We start from the raw sequence: 18,714 nt of genomic DNA on the forward strand, positions 1-18,714 counted from the left end.
GCCAATTCCCTGTGCCCATTTATTCGATTACAGAAATCCGTTTAATCTGATTTTTGGTCTGAAATCGCGTGAAACCAATCATTTCACCCCGAAGGGGTTCGGCACTGTGAGGAGGCTTGATGGCTATAAATATTTCACTCCTGTCGGAGTTAACCCGGTTGTCACGGGCACTATCTTAATATGAGCCATTTGTAATTTATGAAAGTTATCATCCATCCGGATTTTCCTGATACCTATGTCTCTTGTCATACCTGCAGATGAGCTGTGTCTCATCCCGATATTTGTGCCATATGGCACAAATATCGGGATGTCATGTTTATAGCCAATTGGGTTCAAAAAACATGCTAACCCCATCGGGGTGATATTGCATTTTTATTTCAGCACGAAAATCATCCTATGTGAGAGATGTTGAAAACGAAGTGAGAAATGTCATTTCTTCATATTCTAAGAGCATCTCGTTGCTTATATACAGATCATAAACCTCTTTCAAAAGTCTTTGGAAAATCCAGTGATGTTTAGATCGAGAAGAAATTGAAACCAAAAGTACATTCGTATCAAGAACAATCTTTAGTCTATCCTTCATTCAGCCAAGCTGCCATATCTTTGTTACTAAGCTTCTTCTGTTCCCAAATTTGATCGGCTGTCTGAATAGCGCGTTCTGCGTAGAATTTTGCCAATAAGTTTTTAAGCGCGGTTAAATCCTTTTCACTTAAGTCTGTTGAATATAACTTCAAAAGTTCTAACTGCACATTAGATAGTTGTGTATGGCTCATACTTGTTTTTCCTCATACTAGTCAAACTAAGTTACAGAATTAAATAAAGTGATGCAAAATAATCCTAGCATTGCCAATTTTTCTGAAGTCGAGTAGCATAAAATTTGTTGGAAGTCAGACTTAGGCATACATCGGTTCCAATTCTAGCGTCACGAGGATGGTCGGATTGGAGACCAGGCCAAGCTCTGCAACATCCTCTCCTTCCAGATGAAGTTGAACAGCCTCCTGAAGATTGTGCGTGACTTCATCAAAGAGTAGCCCCTTGAGTGACGACAGAAATTTCCATACATTCGGCTACATATCCCGACTGTTCACCTGGTCGGATAACGGCTTTGATGGTGCGTTGTAATTTCATGTTCCAATACCTTCCTCAAAAATTGATGTCAAGCCTCTAAGTAATGCAAGAAAGTAAAACAAAATCTAGGAATAAACAACCTAATGTTAGGTAAGATTATTTAAAAAAGTGCTTAGTCCTTTGCAGAAGTGTCTGTTTATTTTTGCATGAATTATAAATAAAAGATAGTAGCAAGAAACCTATGCTAAAGAGAAGATTCATCCTCAAACTTCTTACTAAAACAATGTGTCCTAAACCCATTATTCCTCAATCTCAAAATATTTAAACACAGGATAGACGACTTTCGCCGTTTTAACATTCTTACTTAATAAGTATTCATCAAAATAATTCCAGGCCACCAGACCATCATCGGATTCCGGTTCCAGCAAGTAAAAAATAAGATTGGCCAGGGGTTGGGCCAAGTCTACTTTATACGAACCCGGGGGAAATTCCCTGGTTTTATCTGAATATGTGCCCGAAATTGTGGCCATATTATGACCCTCGAATTTTCTGGAATTTTGGTCGAATTGTTCGACTGTAAATTCTTCACCAACAGCTCTTACAGCCTTTTGCAATCTTTCAACTTTTACGCCATGTCGGCGTAATATTTCTGCAATAGGCTCATTCGATGAAGAAAATAAATATCCTCTTGGCAGCGTGCTTTCCTTTTCGGCTTCAAATTTACTGAAATTTTGTACGCCTGGCACATCGACAATTTCACCTTTACGCAGATAGTTGATTTCACCATTGCTGTTTGTAAAGGGCTCATATTTATAGGCTCGCAGCGTAAATGTTTGGTCCATTGCAACCATTTTAAATCGAACCCCTTTCCTGGTTTTTCCGGCATCGTTTAATACTGCTTGAATGGTCGCTTTTTCCGCCTCCTTATTAATTTTCATCATGTCGTGACCATATTCGTTTGTGTATTCGATAATCCCCAAAGCAAAAGCATAGACCGAATGGATTCTTTTATAAAATGGATCGTGGGCAAAAGTTTCGGAAAGGATCGCCATTTTATTTCGTAATCCGAACTGGTTAACCAGGTAGCGGGGATGATGATTGTAGGTTCGCCAGGTTTTTGGCGGCCAACCTTGTCTTATGCGAAAACCACCATACAAGTACATATCCAGGTTGAACTTGTTTTTGATTTGCTTTGTGATTTCCGGCAGCATTGTATTCATTGTATAGTCCGAAGTGGATGGAAAACCGGCGCTATGATAACTTGGCGCATAGGTTAATGAATAACCATGCCAGCTGCCGTTTGTGGTGTGCAGATCGACGAAGAGTTCCGGATCCCATTTTAGGATGACGTTTTTCATGAGCCCCTGGGTCTCGAGAGCCTCGAGCTTCATGCCATCGCGGTTTAGATCAAAACCCTGGCCGTTAGCCCGGCTGCCTGCCAACTTTGGACTGCCCGCTTGTGAGCGGCGGTTGCCCTCAGCCATTTTATCATTACCATCCGAATTATAAATGGGTGTTATCAATAAAATTTGATTGGATAACAAATCTTTCTTGTCGCCAAACAGGATTTCCCGCATGAGAATCATCAGCGCTTCTTTGCCTTCAACCTCACCGCCATGGATATTACCCTGGAGATAGATAACCGGTTTGCCGGATGCATCGGCTTCTGCCGGTGAAGTTATTTTAGGATTTGCTAAAACCAGCATTGGCACGGCTCGTCCTTCCAAACTCGTAGCGATTGTTTCCACATGCACCAGGGGGCTTTTTGTTTTTGCAGCATTCACAAATTTCATCACATCTTTATGAGTAGATGTTTGAGTATAATTTGTCTTTTCCGGGATGGTTATGAATTCCTCACTCCATTGGAAAGCATAAACATTGGAAAATAGGTTTGAGATTGTTAACATCAAAATAAAGTTTTTCATAACTCGCATAATGTACCCTCGTTATTAGAATTTCAATGTGTATTAATTTCGATGATCTATTCATAGCGCAAGCTTAATGCTGCCAAACAAAATTTAAAACTTTGGTAAAAAAACAGAGTTTTTAGAAGAAAGCGAAAACGGTGTATTTTATTAAAATAGGTTTGTTAAAGATAAATGTATACTTATTTCTAAAATCGTTTTTCGGCCTGGTGGTTAAAATTGAAGAATACCAAATAATTTAAAGGATTAGCAGAACTTCAGTTAACAGTCCCAGTAGGGACAAAATATTTATAGCAGCCATTCTACAAGAAAAATAGCATAGTCCCGTAGGGACGGAATAATAAACACTTGGCATCTTATATCTCGTCCTTACAGGACTTTAACGGGACCAAAGGAATAGAATTGTTACAAATATAGTATCCCTACGGGATTGAAATCGAGATAAAATATTTTAAGAATTAAAACAACGATATGCTACGCATTATTAGGATGAACCATTTTTATACTACTTGAAATTTATTAGTTAAACCTGATCTATTCATGAATTATAGAATTAAGCTTGAAGTTTCAAAAGTGTCATCCCGTCGCACAACGGGATCTATTTTATTTCGTTTTCTTTAATCTATTGGAGATATTAGAAGGAAAAAAATGCATATCGTTACTAGCAAAGAAGTTGCTCAAAAATTGTCAGATTACTTACATCATAAGATTAAACTTAATGAGCTAGTGGATTGGGCTGAAAATATGATTCAGGAAAATGATTTCGAAAAAGAGAATTTCAACAATATACGTGATATTTTGGCTAAGTTAGGTTTTGCCGATGTTCGGGCTTTTGGTTTAAACTGGGAAGACTGCGAACGTTTTCTCAACCAACTAGGCTATAAGCTTAAGCTGGAGGTAGTCGAAAATTAATTTGCTGTTCTAATCCTCTCGATTTATTCTTCTCCTCCTCCGAATCGCCTCAAGCCTCATCCAATCTTTAGCATTGTCATTCCGATCAACGGTATCCTGGTCGATTGAATGATCTGTACCACCACTGTGGCGAATCACTTCGTAAATGGGTGTCCAAACCCGCCCGATTCGATAATTCTCGCTGATCTTCAAAACCATTTCATAATCCTCGCCATAGTTGCGGGAATATGGAATGTCATTCACACTAAACCAGCCCATTTCTTTTAGGACCTTAATATGAGCAGCCCTGGGCGCTCCGGCGCCATTTATCCGCAGTAAGTTATTTCGGCCGTTTTCTTCTGTCCACTCGTCATGTGTAACAACCGGGATATCCTCGCGTCTGAAAAATCGGCCGTCATCCTCTTTTTGCCAGACTTCGTATGAACCGATGACCATGCCAATGTGCGGATCAGAGTCGAAGATTTCTATCAACTTCTCGATCGCATCAGGTTTCAGGCGATCATCAGAATCCAGCTGCACATAATATTTTCCTTTTGCCGCATTCAGTCCGCTGTTCAAACATAAGCCGATGTTATTTATGTCATGAACAATCAGTCTAACCGGTTGTAAATCCGGATTAAAATTCTCACCACCCGACTGGTAGGATTTCACAACTTCGATGGTCGGGTCTTGCTCTCCGCCATTTACGACAATGATGGTTTCAACATTCCGCACGCTTTGCTGCTGCACGCTTTCGATCGCTGTTCCAATAAATTCGGGCCGGTTGTTAACCGGGATAATCACACTGGCGATACAGTTTTGAAATTCCAATTCTTCAGCAGAAGTATATTCCACTATTTTATAGAACTCACCCGGTGGCAGGTAAGAATGAATTCTTTTGAGATGGTCGGTGACGATCTGCTCCATCTCAAGCTGAATTTCTTTTCCACTCAATAAGTAATCGAAAACGTTGTGCTCTTTTGCCATTTCTTCGACAGTATAAAGAGAGCCATTGGTTCGATTACTGATTAAAACCAACTCAGCTTGCGAAGATATTTTCAGTCGTAAATCATACAGGAATCCGTGTTTATATTTTTGTGAAAGTCCATCGGTGTTTTCGAATACTTCTTTCGAAATGAAGAAAACCCGGCCAAAATCCATGTTGTCCCGGACTCTTCCCTCGTGAAAAGGGAGTAAATGCTGTTCTTTCTGGTCGCCGTTTGGAGAAATGACATCGTAATCCCCATAAAACAACCCCGCATTGGGCTGTCGTTCAGCTGACCATTTAAATTGTGCCAGTGAACTTTTCCGCAAAAAAACAGGCGCTGTTTCATTTTTAATGTATAGGAAATACCGGGTTTTGATTTGAGATATGGCCGAAGCCAGGTTTTGATTGAAATCCTTATTTGTGTGAATCTGGCATGGAATTCCTGAGGTTTTCGCCATTTGTTCCAGTTCGTTTGCAATCAACTTATCGGAGCAACAATTGATCAAAATAATTTCGTCCGGTAGATCGCTTTGGAGAAGGATACTTTTAAAACTTTCTAAGAGCTTTTTTTTTGAATAGAGTAATGGATCAGGGATCGGGAATAGAACAGCAGCTTCAACTTTTGTCATGCAAAACTCCGTCATTTTTTGAAGTAAACACTATTCGGTAAAGTAAAGATATTTTTTTAACGGAGCAAATATATGGCTAGGTAATCTGACTAGCAAACAAAATTTAAATTGTTTTTTATCTTTACTTATCATAAGGCCGAGAGACTTGTTTTTGTGAAATTAATGAGTTAAATTTTTTACCTCAAACTTTTTATTAAACAATTGTTCCGGAGGATTGATGTCGGTTAATATACTGGAATTTAACCCATTATACTTATGGAAACATTTTGACGAGATCAGAAAAATACCCCGCCCTTCGAAAAAAGAAAAAGCAATTGGAGATTATGTTGTTTCCATTGCTAAAGCGTATGGCTACGAATACGATCGTGATGAAATAGGTACGATCGTTATTCGAGTTCCGGCTTCCCCGGGATGCGAATCTGCGAATATTGTCATTTTGCAAAGTCATCTGGATATGGTATGTGAGAAAAACAGCGATGTAGAATTTGATTTTGACAATGATGCCATCCAATTAAGACAAGAGGGCGATTGGTTATATGCCCAGGGAACTACACTGGGATCCGATAACGGTATCGGGGTAGCTGCATTGTTGGCTGCAATGGATGATCCCAAATTGGTCCATGGTCCGTTAGAATTATTATTTACAATAGATGAAGAAACAGGTCTCACCGGGGCGGCGGAACTTCGAACAGATTTTCTCAAGGGTAAAACCCTGATCAATCTTGATTCCGAAGAAGAAGGAAACTTTTCCATAGGATGTGCCGGTGGCGCAGATACAAGAATCAGGCTTACTTTGAGCCAGGTCACACCCAAGCCAGGCCGGTTTATACGAGTGCTGTTAAGTGGTTTCAAAGGTGGACATTCGGGTATTGATATTAATAAAAATCGCGCCAATACTATAAAATTACTTGCCAGAATTTTATGGGAAACCAGCCGGAAAGTTGATTTTCGTCTTGCAAACTTTCATGGTGGAAATGCTCACAATGCGATTCCCCGGGAGGCATTAGCAGACCTATGGGTTTCGAAAGACGACAACTCGAATTTGCGGGAAAATTTAGAAGAATCCTTTAAACAGATCAACCTGGAATACAAATCAGTGGAAAGCGCTGGTGGCATTACAATCAAAGATATTGAAGAGCCTCATGAAAAAGTGTTGGATGAACAAACTCAAAAAACTGTGCTGAATTTTTTATATGCTTTACCGCATGGTGTGCAAAAAATGTCGGCGGATATTCCCGGTTTGGTAGAAACCTCGGTCAATCTTGCTACCATTCGTTTGCAAGAAGGTACAATCAATATTCTGATGAGCGCGCGCAGTTCGGTAACCCCGGCTTTAAAAGCCACCGGTGACCGGCTGGAAGCTTTTGCGGATTTGGCTGGAGCGGAAGTCGAGCGTGAACCTGGCTACCCTGGCTGGACGCCTAACCTGGATTCCTATGTATTACAAGTGGCTAAAACCTGCTATAAAAATCTAGCCGGTAAAGAACCTGTTGTGGAAGCCATCCATGCAGGATTGGAATGCGGCATCATCGGTGAGAAATTTCCCGGAATGGATATGATTTCTATTGGCCCGCAAATAGAACATCCGCACTCTCCCGATGAGCGGGTTCACATTTCTTCCGTGGAGCGTTTTTGGGATTTACTAAAATCGATGTTGGAAAATTTGGTAAGTCAAAAATAGTAGCCTGATTTTTTGATCTCTCCGGAAAAAAGAGGGCTCTGGCAAAAACCAACCTTACTTTAAGGCATGGAAAAATTCCGGTCGTTAATCAATTTGTAACCTCCAAATAAATTTTTTTATTTATACTTGGGGAATCCGCTTGTCTTGCACAAAGACCACAAATTATCAATTAAAAACCAATTCGAATATAAATAAATCTTTTGCAACTTATGACGATTTATTGTACAATAACCACGTACAATAATTACGAGGCAGACATGGCTATAAATACAACATATTCCAAGGCTCGGGCAAATCTATCAGAGCTTTGTAACAAGGTATCTGAAAATAAAGAGATTGTCTTAATCAATCGCCGCAACGCCGAAGATGTAGCTCTTATAGCAGCATCCGAACTATCAAGCCTAATGGAAACCGCTCATCTTTTACGTTCACCAAGGAATGCACAGCGGCTTTTAACTGCGTTGAATCGGGCGCTTGATCGAACCGAATCGCCAAAATCTATAAATGAGCTCATGAAAGAAATCGGCCTTGACAAGAAAGATTAAGCAGGATGTCAAAGGATCAAAGCAAGCACGAGATGCTGTTTTTCATTCAGAATTTAGAGAAGATTTATTATATTGGGTTAAAGCGGATCGCAAAATCGTTTTGCGAGTATTTACTTTAATTGAAGCGATCATGAGGGATCCGTTCAAGGGTATTGGCAAACCCGAACCATTAAAATACATGGTTTCAGGAACATGGTCGAGAAGACTAACACAAGAGCATAGACTCGTTTGTTTTGTTAGTGAAGATAGAATTGATTTCCTGCAAACAAGATATCATTATTAAGATTTAAGAGGAATTTTCTGAATCAGTATTTGAATGAACGACCAGTTGATATGCTAAAATTAATTTACAAACCTACCCTAAAACAAATCCTCCTAATACTTTTTATATTCACTCTTCATTCGGAACTATTGTCTCAAAATAAGAAGGGGTCTTCAATTTCATTTGTTGATAAATGCGGTTACTGTAACCCAATACTGGCCAAACAACAACTGGCAATGTTAGGAGATCATTGGGGCTATGGTTACGACAGTCTCCTGGTTGATCTCGATCGCTGGGCTCAAAGTCCTTTTGTGAGGATAGATTCCCTGGGTGCAAGTGTGCAGAACCGGCCGATATGGCAGTTAACCATCACATCTGATAATCAACCGAATGATTCACGGCAGATAGTCTTTATTCATGCCCGCACCCACCCTGGTGAAGTCCAGGGATGGTGGGTTACAAATGAAGTAATAACCCTGCTTCTTTCCGAAGATGATTTCGCCCGGTTTGTCCGTGCAAATTGTATTTTTTACATCATTCCAATGTACAATCCGGATGGCGTCGAGCTGGAATTCCCGCGGGAAAATGCAAATGGAATCGACATTGAAAGCAACTGGGATAAAAATCCTGTTGAAGCGGAAGTGGCTGTTTTGCGGGAACGGTTTACGGAATTGATGTTCTCGGGATCTCCCATAGAGGCTGCATTAAATATGCACTCGGCAGTCGCATGTCAGCGTTTTTTTGTGTATCATGATGCTGCTGGTACATCGTCAACTTTTACATTACTGGAACAGAATTTCATTGGCGGCGTGCGGTCTTATTTTGAAGAAGGCATCCAACCCTGGTATTATTTTATAAGCTGGAAAAACGGCACACCGCCCTACTACCCGGAAAGTTGGTTTTGGAACTATTTTGGTGAACAGGTCATGGCCTTAACTTACGAAGACATGAATTGTACTGCTGCGGGAGATTATCATCAAACCGCATTTGCGTTATTACACGGAGTACTAGATTATTTAGGCCTGGTAACCACGGTAGCTTTTGGAGAATATTCCGGGGTAGAGAGTTATACGCTTCGACAAAATTATCCCAATCCTCTCCGTTTAACACAAAACTCGCAACGATCAACCATTATCCAATATGAATTGGGAACTTCGCAAAATATAAAGCTTTCGCTGTACGATATATTGGGCCGCCAGGTTAAGATTTTAGATGAAGGATTTCGTTCGGCAAATGTTCATCGCGTGTATTTTGATGCCACCCATCTTTCGAACGGGACCTATTTCTACCGGTTAGAAACAAAGCAGGGAACACAGATAAAGCGACTGACAGTAATGAAATAAGTAGGGTTTAAAAAGAGAATTTGACGGGTTGTGTATTCGGAGGAGAATAGATTAAACATCGAATTGTTTCTTTCTTACCCAGGTATTCGCTGCTTATTAGGTCGAATTCTTTATTCTAGAGATAATTCTTGGTACCCTCTAACGGTGAATATTAACAGGATTTAAACGTTGTTAAATGTTCAAACCCTGAAAATCGTCCTCCGCGTTTAAATTTCTAGTTAAGTATTTATTATACGAAAAACGATAAAATACCTAATTTCAACCTCCATTTTTTTAAAGTAATCCAAAGCCCAATCTGGAGTTTTAAATTTTTTTATTCTTGTCCATATTGTCGAAACACTTTTTGTTTCTTCATCAATATTTAAATTTTTAATATCTGGTATTTCTTTTCCATATCTTTCGAGCCACCAATGACCTTTAAGTTTATTTTTATCAATAAACTTATAAATTGCATAACCCTTTAAATTATAATTAAACCATTTAAATCGCATGGAGCCAATTATCACCAACTTTTTGCCAATCGTAATATACAGCATTTAGTTGACTATTTGAACCATAGCTATAAGGTGCAATTATTTTATTATTAATTATTTTTATATAAATGTGGCTTTGACTTTCTTTATTTAGCCAAGCACCTTCTAAGTTAGAAATATCAAGATCCAATCTTCTTCCATTAACATCCTGTGTTTTAATACCTGAATTTTTGAAAGTTGTTATTATTTGTTGTTACATTTCATTTGTATTCAATAGAGTTTTGTTAATTTCTAAAATATCAGTCTCTTTTTTTCTAAGATTTTTTTCTGGCTTTTTCTTTATTTCTATTTCTATTTGTTCACTTGTTTTCTCTAGGAAAGCATTAAAGGCAGGCCAACATTTTTCAAACCTTTGATTAATTATTTCACCTGTAGAAGGATATTCGAGATTGATATTAATTGATTTTACAAGTTTTAATGTATCAATCTTGTTTGATGATAAAGACTGGAATTGTGATAATGGACCATCTAAATGTGATTTTTCGATTCCAGATAAATATGGTATAACTTGACTTGTTTTTGTGTTCTTAGATAGGGCTCCTGCTTCAAAAAGTAACCATGAAGAATTTTAATTAAATGGAGTAATAACTAAAAATCTAACAGGTGGAATCGAGGCATGGGCAAACAAAATTGATAAAAACATGCCAAGTTATTGAATGCCTAAATTGTTTTTTTCAAATGAATTAGCAAAACCCTAAATCCTAATTACTTATTTTAAATGTTCGTCTTCAGTCTATAGCCTTAGAGACTGTGTGGAAGCGTTAGCAAAATGGCTTAACACGGTTATTGCTGAATCTCCTAAAGCCAGAGTACGTCATTCATGAGATGCTTCGGAATGAAGTCAATTGGATGTATTGTATTTCCAACAAAATTTGAGTTAGCATACATCTGTTTTCTTGATGTCAAAATTAAATTATTGACATAATAATGTGGTCCATATATATTACCAACTTAAGGTAAGTTATTTCCCAATACGAATTCTAATTATGTCAGACGAAGATCAACATATCCTGGAAGAAAACCGACGGCTTAGGAGAGCCGTCGAGGAACTTACAACGCTTAACGAATTAACCAGTGCAATTGCAGCTCTCCAGGATCCCCAGGAGATCATGGATACAATTATTCGCCTGTCTCTTAAATCCATTCATGCGCAGCAAGGGGTGATTACCCTAATTGATTTCACAGAAAAGCAGGAGATGAAAACTCTCATAAGAGCAAATGTTAGCTCTGGTATGCAGGATAAATTTCACCTGGATCAGAATCTGCTTGGCTGGATGCATATTAATAGAAAACCGCTTATGATGAATGATCCATCAAAAGATGAAAGGTTTAAAGGTGTAAAATGGGATGAGTCCATTCATTCGTTGCTTTGTGTGCCAATGCAGGTTAAAGCGGAGCTAATCGGGGTACTTACAATTTACAATAAGAAGGGAGATCAGGATTTTATTGAGGGAGATCAACGGTTACTTGCAATCATCGCGGGACAGTCTGCGCAGGTTGTCGAGAATGCGAGACTTTACGAGGAAGAAAAAGAATATTTTAAGATGCAGGATGAAGTAAAGGTCGCCTCTCAAATCCAAAATGGCCTGCTGCCTAAATTCGCTCCTCAAATTGAAGGATATGATTTAGCCGGAATAAGCATTCCAGCTCAAGCCGTTGGCGGTGATTATTTTGATTTTATCGAAATTGAAGGCAATAAATTAGGTGTTTGTCTTGGAGATGTAACCGGAAAAGGAATGCCTGCAGCGTTGCTAATGGCTAACCTCCAGGCTACAATTCGAGGTTTTGCTCTAACAACGTCTTCCGCAAATGACTGTGTATATCGTGCCAATAAGCTTTTGGTAAAAAGCACGGATCTGGGTAAATTTGTCACATTATTCTATGGTAATTTGGATTTAAGAACTCACCTGTTTAGTTTTTCAAATGCAGGACATGATAGCCCTTTTCTGGTTTCGAAAAGTGAAGGAGTTTCTCGTCTAAATACCGGTGGAACAGTCTTAGGATTTATGGCGGAATCGCAATACCTGGAAGAAACCGTTACTTTCAAACCAGGTGATAGTCTTGTCATTTATTCCGATGGTATTACCGAAGCGTTGAACTCTTTTGAAGAAGAATTTGGCGAGGATAGAGTATTACAAATAGTACAAAATAACAGGGATAAATCGGCAACTGAACTGATCGAGAAAATTCTCGCGGCAGTAAATGGATTTTCTGAAGGAGCGCCACGAATGGATGATATGACTTTAGTGGTAGTGAAGCGAAAGGACTAAATATTCTATTTACAATTTCAAATAGATCTAATTGTTAAATTAAGAATTCCATTTTTTAAAAAAACCTCAATATTTATTGGTTTTAAATTTTCATTTTGTACTTAAACGACAAGAAACTCTTGACATTTTGGTTGGTTATGTTATTCTGTAACCCATTAGAGATTTGCAATCAAATTACCATTCAATGCATAATTTAGCAACTTAATCAATCGATTAATGTATTTAAAAGAAACTAATGATTTGGAGGAAATATGAAATTCAAAACGGAAATGAGAGGGGACATTGCGATTATCAAAATAAGTGGCGATCTTCTTGGCGGACCACCCACATCTGAGGTTTTACCCGCCGAAACCAAAAAACTCATTGAAGAGGGAATTAAAAAAGTTATCGTAGATTTGGAAAATGTTAAGCGTATGAACAGCACCGGGTTAGGAGTTCTAATTAGGTGCTACACTTCCATTAAAAGCAATGATGGGGAATTTAAGCTTGTTTGCCTGAATGAAACAATTCGTGGTATTTTGGTCATGACTAAACTGGAATCGGTTTTTGACACTTATCGAACTCTTGAAGGTGCGGTTCGTAATTTCTAAATAATATAGTTCAGTTAATCAAGCAGTATTAGGATGGTCAATAATTCCGGAAATGATCCAAGGGTAGCTCAACTTGAAAATGAGGTCGAACGCTTAAAGTCTGCCATTCAAGAATTAACGGTTCTTAATGATTTAGCAATAACAGCCAGCAGTTCATTAGAAGTAAACCAGGTACTGGATATCATTGTTGAAAAATCAATTAAAGCAACCAAGGGGGAACAAGGATCGATTCTTCTCTTAACCGAGCAAGAGGACTCGCCTTTAAAGACATTAATTCGCCAACAGGATCGCAGTCGTCTATTGACCTATAAAATCGGCACCAACATTACAGGTTGGGTCCTAAAACATCAGCAGCCTCTCATTATCGATGATTTGTCCACCGATGAAAGGTTTAATACTACTGAACAAGAACGCCAGGAAATTCGATCGGTATTATGTGTACCCATTCGTTTTCGAGCCAAGTTACTTGGCATTATCATGGTCACAAATAAAAAAACATTCGAGCCTTTTAGTAAGGGAGATTTGAGATTGATTTCCATCATTGCGGCTCAATCCGGGCAATTGATTCGAAATTCTCAGCTGCAGCAAGAAACTCTCGAGAAAAAACGGATGGAGCAAGAGCTCGTAATGGCTCGCAACATTCAAAAGGGGTTGTTGCCATTTAAACAACCTGAACTCGATGGCCTTGAGATCGCCAGCCATTTCATTGCTGCTGACGAGGTAAGCGGAGATTATTTCGATTATTTTGACCTGGGCGAAAATAGAATTGGAATTGTTATGGCTGATGTTTCGGGGCATGGAGCATCTTCGGCATTGGTAATGACAATGATTAAAGGAATTCTACAGGCGCTTAAGCGAAGTTATGTCTCAACCGATGGCGTCCTGCATGAGTTGAATTTGATTTTGGATCAAACCATTCCAAAAGATATGTTTGTGACGATGATGTATTTGGATTTCGACTCCAATAAAAAAATAATGCGTTATTCAAACGCAGGCCATAATCCATTCATACTATACAAAAGTGATTCCAAGAGTTGTGAATTAGTTCAATTTCGATCTCCGGCACTAAGCTTATCAAAAGTGGCGGTTTACGAGGAAAAGGAAATTTCTCTCAATCCTGGCGATGTTATTGTCGTATACACGGATGGTGTTACCGAAGCATTTAATGAAAACAAAGAGATGTTTGAAGAAACCAGACTAGTCCAGGCTATAGAAGAAGTCGCTCAAGAAAAGGCGGGAGCCATTATTGAAAACTTAAAGAAAAGGTTGCAAGAATTTATCGGGAATGCCAAGCAAAGTGATGATATTGCCATCATTACGATCAAAGTTAATTGAACAAACAAGATCGGGCCAAATACCCTGTATTCATGAAAAAAAGATTTAAAAGACAATTTGCGTCTTTGAATAAAGTTTTTGATTTTGTTAATATATTTATTCAGAAAAATAGCATTGACAAATCGGTTTCATTTACTCTTAATCTTGCCATTGAAGAATTATTTACAAATATGGTAAAATATAGCAGAGAAAGTATAAGCGATATTTCTATTGATCTTGCCAAAAAAAATAGTACCCTCATAGTAACATTAATTGATTTTGATGTCGAACCATTTGATTTGACCAAGTCCAAAGAAGTGGATATCAAAGCTCATTTGAAAGATCGCAGGGTTGGTGGATTGGGGATTCACCTGGTAAAGAAAATGGTTGACAAAATTGATTATGAGTATAAAAACAGGGAAAGTAAAATCACATTTATAATGAGTTTGGAGAATAACATTGTTTGAAGCGGAAAAGAGTGATTCAGGTGAGATTCTTCTTGTAGGAAGATTCGATGCCTCTCAAGTAGAAGGAGCCATCAAAGTATTCGATACAATTATGGAATCTTGTAACATTAACTTTAGCGACTTAGACTATATTTCCAGTGCTGGACTGGGCATTTTACTCAAAACACAAAAACGATTAAGTGAATCCGGTGAAAAACTAAAATTGACCCATATGAATAAACACATTAAAGATGTCTTTCAGTACGCCGGATTCGATACGATTTTCGAAATTGAATAAGAAGAATCTTAGTTTTCGTTCAGGCACTAGTTATTTTCACCTATAAATATATTTCCCAAATATTTTTTTTATTGCTTTTTCTTTCCTTATTCCTTACAATAGTGGAATAATTTTCAGTAAAATTTCAAACTCAACCAACTTTTTTTTATTTCAATTGTAATTCACTATGAAAGAACTAGATGATGCGACTCTCATAAGGCAAACACTAGAGGGTCAGGAGAAACCTTTTGAGATCTTGATTGATCGCTATCAGAAGGTGATTTACAATGTGGCTTTACGAATGCTGAATGATGTCCAGGATGCAGAGGATATAGCCCAGACGGTTTTTATCAAAGTGTATCAGAATTTGAGAACCTTTGATTTTAAACATAAATTTTTTAACTGGATTTACAGAATGGCAATCAATGAATCATTAAATCTTGGAGAGCAACGCAGACGATTTGAAGGGTTGGAAGTCGATTATGCGTCAGAAGACCATTCGCCTGAAAAGAATTATGAAAGCCTTGAATTGTCCAACCAGGTTGGATCTTCTTTGATGGGCATTGAACCGGAATATCGAATACTCATTATTCTTAAACATTTGCAAGAGTTGTCCTATGGCGAGATCAGTTATATTCTTGAAATGTCCGAGAAAAAGGTAAAATCGAGACTATTTACTGCCAGGCATTTGTTAAAAGATGTTTTGGTTAAGCAAGGAATTAAAAAATGATAGATGATAAATATCTTCAGCTTATTCATCAGGAAATTGATGGCGAAAATTCTTCGGAAGAAAGTGAAGCCGTGCAGAAATACATGTTGAAAAATGAAGAAGCTAAAACGCTCTATTCGGATTTAAACGGTCTTTCTAATTTGCTTAATCAAGTCGATGCAAAAGATCCTTCACCCAATCTTAAGAAAAATATCTTAAATTCAATTCAACCTTATAAGAGTTCATCTAGAGAAAAAACGCCAGTAATTGGAGGGCTTATTCAAAACATTAAATCAGTTTTTCAGATCAAATATGGATTTGCTTTTGCCTCCGGTTTGGCAGCGGGTCTCATTTTGTTTGTATTATTCGGAAATCAAAATCTACAAACTCCAGTAAATGAGATTTCCAATTTTTACGGCACGATGATCCCAAAAGAGGCGGATAACAATTTACAGTCCGCCTCTTTTTTTGAAATCAACCTGGACCAGGTTACCGGTAGCGTGCATGTAAAAAATGGCAAAGATGTTGTATTACTTGAACTACAACTTAATTCATCTCAGAATATTGATGTCTATTTAGGATTTAATAAAGATGAACTTGAATTTAGTGGGTTGTCCAAAGGAGATCATCCATCCCGGGGAGCTATTGAATATGATGCTAACCAGGTTAACCTTACAACAAAGGCTGAAAGTAGCACTTTAATCTTGTTTAAACGATTGGCTTCCGATGCAAAAATAAATTTTAGGCTTTCACAAAACGGCAATACATTGCTTGAGGAAGTAATGACAACTGGAAATTAAAAGTAAAAAAAATGAAACCAGCCAACTTTTTAAAATATGAATTGTAATTCGCAATGAAAGAGTCACTTTCAAATTTAAGTCTCTAATAATAACTAGGAGGTTATCATGAGACGAAGAATTTTATTTATAATTGCCGGCGTAGTTTTAGCCCTGATTGTTATTGTTTCTTATTCAGGCTCTCCGGGTAAAGAAGGAGCAACCGGAACGTTTTCTTGTTCATCCCCTGTTGGACCGGGAGATCCGGAGAAAAAAGAATATTCGCCTGCCACAGCTGATTCTCCAATAAAGGGCGATCGAATCCAGGTTCAATTACTAGTAGGAAATGTCGGTTATGACGAAGAAGTTGGCGGTTCAGGCTGGCGAGCAACGTTTGAAGTTAAGGTTTTTCTGCCCACTGAAGAAAATATCGCCAACCAAAGTGATATTGATTTTTATTCAATAAAAAAAGCAACAAGGCCGTTGTCAGATGACAGTGGTTGGGCTCCTATTGTAGATGCAGAAAGTAATCTATCTGGGTTAACATCTATCGGTGGAACCTGGTTTTGATAGTCCGGAATCATCGGGTGAGTGGCCAATATGGGTAAAAGCTCGTGTTATAAATAATTATTACCATTTGGACTTTGATATAGTCGGAAAAACCGAATTCCGTGAAGACGAAGAGAAGCCTACTGCAAGGTGGATTCGAGACCAGGATTATTCTTATGGTGGAGGTAACCGCGTCCTAAGTTCGGAAGAGTTCATAGTACACTAATACTTACTAGACCAAGATAGGCGTAATAAACAAAAGCTATTAGTTTGAAATATTCATAAATTTTCACCGCGAAGGTGCTAAGACGCAAAGAGTTAGACTAAAAAATGTTTTGGAAACTAGGCAACTATAATTCAGATGATAAATACTTAAAAATTGTTACTTTTCCTCTTGGCGGTCTTTGCGTCTTTGCGGTTCATGAATTATCCAGGTTAACAATTATTTTTTAAAAATATGAAACCTAAACAAACTTTTTTATTTACCAATTGTAATTCATTTAAGTGTTCATAAAAACCCTAATTAAAAGAAAGGAAGGTTATCATGAACCGTAAAGCTTTATTTGCTGGGGCAGCTCTGGTGTTAATTCTTGTGGGGTATTTTATTTATTCCGGTTTTCCCCCGGGCGGCGAAGGGGCTGAAGGCACGATTGGCGGTGTAAAGAAGGCGCAAAAATACCGTGTTGGCCAAATAAGTGCCAATGATGTTATCCTGACAGATACCGAAATCCAGAAATTGTTGCAAAATGACAAAATTCAGGAATTGCTCAATGACGATAGCTTTCGTAAGGTCCTGGCAAATGCGAGCTTTCAAGAGGTGCTGGCGAATGTCAGTCTTCAGGAGGCTTTGGCCAATGTCAGTTTCCGAGAGGCACTAGCAAATGTCAGCTTTCGTGAGGTCCTGGCGAATGCAAGTCTTCAGGAGGCCTTAGCAAATGCCAGTTTTCGAGAAGCCCTAGCAAATGCCAACATTCGAGAAGTCCTGGCAAATGCCAGCTTTCGTGAGGTCCTGGCGAATGCCAGTCTTCGGGAGGCCTTTGCAAATGCCAGCTTTCGAGAAGTTCTGGCAAATGCCAGCTTTCGAGAGGTCTTAGCAAACGCCAGCTTTCAAGAGGCTTTAGCGAATGTTAGCTTTCGAGAGGCCCTGGCCAATGCCAGCTTCCGAGATGCTTTAGTAGATGCGAGCCTGAGAGAGGCATTAGTAGACGCGACTCTGAGAGAAGCTCTAGAAAATGCCAGCTTTCGAGAGGCCCTGACCAGTGCCAGCTTCCGAGATGCTTTAGCAAATGCTAGCTTTAGAGAAGCCCTGGCCAATGCCAGCTTCCGAGAGGCTTTAGCAAACGCTGGCTTTCGAGAGGCCCTGGCCAATGCCAGCTTCCGAGATGCTTTAGCAAATGCTAGCTTTCGAGAGGCCTTGGCCAATGCCAGCTTCCGAGATGCTTTAGCAAATGCTAGCTTTCGAGAGGCCCTGGCCAATGCCAGCTTCCGAGAAGCTCTAGCAAATGCTAGTTTCCGAGAGGCCTTAACCAACGCTAGCTTCCGGGAGGCACTGGTAAATGCAAGCCTTCGTGAGGCAATCACAAAATAGGATTCCAAAATAGGATTCAATTTTGGAACAAGGATTTAAAAATTGAATCTCTACTCTAATCCTTTAAGTTCGTTTTACGTAAAGGAGATACCGTAAGCTTAACCTCGGTATCTCCTTTTACTCATTTTCAGAAGCTTACACTTTAAATATAAAACTTAATTCTCCAATCGCTTATTAAGTTTTTACGGTTTAGCAATAAAGCAAATGCAAGTCAAAGCATCCCCTTTAAGATTTGCCTTGATGAGAGATTGCTTTTGTTGCATTGTAGTGACAGTCCACTTTTAGTGATCACTTTTATAACAAACTTAAGTTATGAACATAAAAAAATAA

The 18,714-nt window shown here is 38.7% G+C and carries 21 protein-coding genes; 15 read left to right on the plus strand and 6 right to left on the minus strand.

The genetic code is table 11. The annotated features are described in order from the left end of the window. Positions 1-123 precede the first annotated feature (123 nt). The 3 genes from IIC38_09910 to IIC38_09920 form a co-directional block, all read right to left on the minus strand. Entirely contained in the window at positions 124-336 is a 213-nt protein-coding gene (locus IIC38_09910; GenBank protein MCH8126265.1) for a hypothetical protein, read from the minus strand. A gap of 236 nt (positions 337-572) precedes the next feature. Continuing rightward, the gene (locus IIC38_09915; protein ID MCH8126266.1) at positions 573-773 is read right to left on the minus strand and encodes a hypothetical protein; all 201 of its coding nucleotides are present in this window, start codon (positions 771-773) and stop codon (positions 573-575) included. 594 nt (positions 774-1,367) lie between these two features. Then, the gene (locus tag IIC38_09920) at positions 1,368-3,002 is read right to left on the minus strand and encodes a M14 family metallopeptidase (GenBank protein MCH8126267.1); all 1,635 of its coding nucleotides are present in this window, start codon (positions 3,000-3,002) and stop codon (positions 1,368-1,370) included. A gap of 645 nt (positions 3,003-3,647) precedes the next feature. Here IIC38_09920 and IIC38_09925 point away from each other — a divergent pair. After that, complete coding sequence (locus tag IIC38_09925; GenBank protein MCH8126268.1) at positions 3,648-3,905, plus strand: hypothetical protein; 258 nt, start codon at positions 3,648-3,650, stop codon at positions 3,903-3,905. Between the two features lie 9 nt (positions 3,906-3,914). Here IIC38_09925 and IIC38_09930 read toward each other — a convergent pair whose 3' ends face one another. Further along, positions 3,915-5,501: a glycosyltransferase family 2 protein gene (locus IIC38_09930; protein MCH8126269.1), complete on the minus strand. Its 1,587-nt coding sequence runs from the start codon at positions 5,499-5,501 to the stop codon at positions 3,915-3,917. Positions 5,502-5,718: 217 nt separating this feature from the next. On the opposite strand from IIC38_09930, the gene IIC38_09935 reads away from it, so the two are divergent. From IIC38_09935 to IIC38_09950, 4 genes are all read left to right on the plus strand, one after another. Further along, positions 5,719-7,182 carry an aminoacyl-histidine dipeptidase gene (locus IIC38_09935; protein ID MCH8126270.1) on the plus strand — a complete coding sequence of 488 codons (1,464 nt, stop codon included), beginning with the start codon at positions 5,719-5,721 and terminating at the stop codon, positions 7,180-7,182. A gap of 257 nt (positions 7,183-7,439) precedes the next feature. Continuing rightward, the gene (locus IIC38_09940) at positions 7,440-7,727 is read left to right on the plus strand and encodes a type II toxin-antitoxin system prevent-host-death family antitoxin (GenBank protein MCH8126271.1); all 288 of its coding nucleotides are present in this window, start codon (positions 7,440-7,442) and stop codon (positions 7,725-7,727) included. Further along, entirely contained in the window at positions 7,723-8,010 is a 288-nt protein-coding gene (locus tag IIC38_09945; GenBank protein ID MCH8126272.1) for a Txe/YoeB family addiction module toxin, read from the plus strand. Before IIC38_09940 ends, IIC38_09945 begins: the two co-directional genes overlap by 5 nt. A 128-nt stretch (positions 8,011-8,138) precedes the next feature. Continuing rightward, positions 8,139-9,332, plus strand: coding sequence for a T9SS type A sorting domain-containing protein (locus IIC38_09950; protein MCH8126273.1), 1,194 nt, complete (start codon positions 8,139-8,141; stop codon positions 9,330-9,332). A 218-nt stretch (positions 9,333-9,550) separates the two neighbouring features. Here IIC38_09950 and IIC38_09955 read toward each other — a convergent pair whose 3' ends face one another. Continuing rightward, the gene (locus IIC38_09955) at positions 9,551-9,823 is read right to left on the minus strand and encodes a hypothetical protein (GenBank protein ID MCH8126274.1); all 273 of its coding nucleotides are present in this window, start codon (positions 9,821-9,823) and stop codon (positions 9,551-9,553) included. Beyond that, complete coding sequence (locus IIC38_09960; protein ID MCH8126275.1) at positions 9,813-9,995, minus strand: hypothetical protein; 183 nt, start codon at positions 9,993-9,995, stop codon at positions 9,813-9,815. The genes IIC38_09955 and IIC38_09960 overlap by 11 nt, the downstream gene beginning before the upstream one ends. An 856-nt stretch (positions 9,996-10,851) precedes the next feature. On the opposite strand from IIC38_09960, the gene IIC38_09965 reads away from it, so the two are divergent. The 10 genes from IIC38_09965 (at position 10,852) to IIC38_10010 (ending at position 18,384) form a co-directional block, all read left to right on the plus strand. After that, positions 10,852-12,135 (plus strand): SpoIIE family protein phosphatase, encoded by a 1,284-nt coding sequence (locus tag IIC38_09965; protein MCH8126276.1) that lies wholly within the window; start codon positions 10,852-10,854, stop codon positions 12,133-12,135. Positions 12,136-12,386: 251 nt separating this feature from the next. Continuing rightward, a complete protein-coding gene (locus IIC38_09970; GenBank protein MCH8126277.1) occupies positions 12,387-12,725 on the plus strand; it encodes an STAS domain-containing protein in 339 nt (112 codons plus the stop codon). A gap of 33 nt (positions 12,726-12,758) precedes the next feature. After that, positions 12,759-14,060: a SpoIIE family protein phosphatase gene (locus tag IIC38_09975; GenBank protein MCH8126278.1), complete on the plus strand. Its 1,302-nt coding sequence runs from the start codon at positions 12,759-12,761 to the stop codon at positions 14,058-14,060. 32 nt (positions 14,061-14,092) lie between these two features. Next, positions 14,093-14,506 carry an ATP-binding protein gene (locus tag IIC38_09980; GenBank protein ID MCH8126279.1) on the plus strand — a complete coding sequence of 138 codons (414 nt, stop codon included), beginning with the start codon at positions 14,093-14,095 and terminating at the stop codon, positions 14,504-14,506. After that, positions 14,499-14,783 carry an STAS domain-containing protein gene (locus IIC38_09985; GenBank protein ID MCH8126280.1) on the plus strand — a complete coding sequence of 95 codons (285 nt, stop codon included), beginning with the start codon at positions 14,499-14,501 and terminating at the stop codon, positions 14,781-14,783. The genes IIC38_09980 and IIC38_09985 overlap by 8 nt, the downstream gene beginning before the upstream one ends. Positions 14,784-14,949: 166 nt before the next feature. Then, positions 14,950-15,492 carry a sigma-70 family RNA polymerase sigma factor gene (locus tag IIC38_09990; GenBank protein MCH8126281.1) on the plus strand — a complete coding sequence of 181 codons (543 nt, stop codon included), beginning with the start codon at positions 14,950-14,952 and terminating at the stop codon, positions 15,490-15,492. Continuing rightward, positions 15,489-16,271 (plus strand): hypothetical protein, encoded by a 783-nt coding sequence (locus tag IIC38_09995; protein MCH8126282.1) that lies wholly within the window; start codon positions 15,489-15,491, stop codon positions 16,269-16,271. Before IIC38_09990 ends, IIC38_09995 begins: the two co-directional genes overlap by 4 nt. A gap of 105 nt (positions 16,272-16,376) precedes the next feature. Beyond that, complete coding sequence (locus tag IIC38_10000) at positions 16,377-16,817, plus strand: hypothetical protein (GenBank protein ID MCH8126283.1); 441 nt, start codon at positions 16,377-16,379, stop codon at positions 16,815-16,817. Continuing rightward, positions 16,801-17,022 carry a hypothetical protein gene (locus tag IIC38_10005; protein ID MCH8126284.1) on the plus strand — a complete coding sequence of 74 codons (222 nt, stop codon included), beginning with the start codon at positions 16,801-16,803 and terminating at the stop codon, positions 17,020-17,022. Before IIC38_10000 ends, IIC38_10005 begins: the two co-directional genes overlap by 17 nt. 318 nt (positions 17,023-17,340) lie before the next feature. After that, positions 17,341-18,384 (plus strand): hypothetical protein, encoded by a 1,044-nt coding sequence (locus tag IIC38_10010; GenBank protein MCH8126285.1) that lies wholly within the window; start codon positions 17,341-17,343, stop codon positions 18,382-18,384. The last annotated feature ends 330 nt before the right edge of the window (positions 18,385-18,714 follow it).

This window comes from candidate division KSB1 bacterium (assembly GCA_022566355.1).
Classification (GTDB): Bacteria; Zhuqueibacterota; JdFR-76; order JdFR-76; family DREG01; genus JADFJB01.

Excerpts from the sequence above, each read along its gene's own strand:
- IIC38_09980 (MCH8126279.1), top strand. The coding sequence starts at position 14,093 with ATGAAAAAAAGATTTAAAAGACAATTTGCGTCTTTGAATAAAGTTTTT.
- IIC38_09970 (MCH8126277.1), top strand. The coding sequence starts at position 12,387 with ATGAAATTCAAAACGGAAATGAGAGGGGACATTGCGATTATCAAAATA.
- IIC38_09965 (MCH8126276.1), top strand. The coding sequence starts at position 10,852 with ATGTCAGACGAAGATCAACATATCCTGGAAGAAAACCGACGGCTTAGG.
- IIC38_09935 (MCH8126270.1), top strand. The coding sequence starts at position 5,719 with ATGTCGGTTAATATACTGGAATTTAACCCATTATACTTATGGAAACAT.
- IIC38_09920 (MCH8126267.1), bottom strand. The coding sequence starts at position 3,002 with ATGCGAGTTATGAAAAACTTTATTTTGATGTTAACAATCTCAAACCTA.
- IIC38_09915 (MCH8126266.1), bottom strand. The coding sequence starts at position 773 with ATGAGCCATACACAACTATCTAATGTGCAGTTAGAACTTTTGAAGTTA.
- IIC38_10010 (MCH8126285.1), top strand. The coding sequence starts at position 17,341 with ATGAACCGTAAAGCTTTATTTGCTGGGGCAGCTCTGGTGTTAATTCTT.
- IIC38_09940 (MCH8126271.1), top strand. The coding sequence starts at position 7,440 with ATGGCTATAAATACAACATATTCCAAGGCTCGGGCAAATCTATCAGAG.
- IIC38_09990 (MCH8126281.1), top strand. The coding sequence starts at position 14,950 with ATGAAAGAACTAGATGATGCGACTCTCATAAGGCAAACACTAGAGGGT.
- IIC38_09995 (MCH8126282.1), top strand. The coding sequence starts at position 15,489 with ATGATAGATGATAAATATCTTCAGCTTATTCATCAGGAAATTGATGGC.
- IIC38_10000 (MCH8126283.1), top strand. The coding sequence starts at position 16,377 with ATGAGACGAAGAATTTTATTTATAATTGCCGGCGTAGTTTTAGCCCTG.
- IIC38_09930 (MCH8126269.1), bottom strand. The coding sequence starts at position 5,501 with ATGACAAAAGTTGAAGCTGCTGTTCTATTCCCGATCCCTGATCCATTA.
- IIC38_09955 (MCH8126274.1), bottom strand. The coding sequence starts at position 9,823 with ATGCGATTTAAATGGTTTAATTATAATTTAAAGGGTTATGCAATTTAT.
- IIC38_09975 (MCH8126278.1), top strand. The coding sequence starts at position 12,759 with ATGGTCAATAATTCCGGAAATGATCCAAGGGTAGCTCAACTTGAAAAT.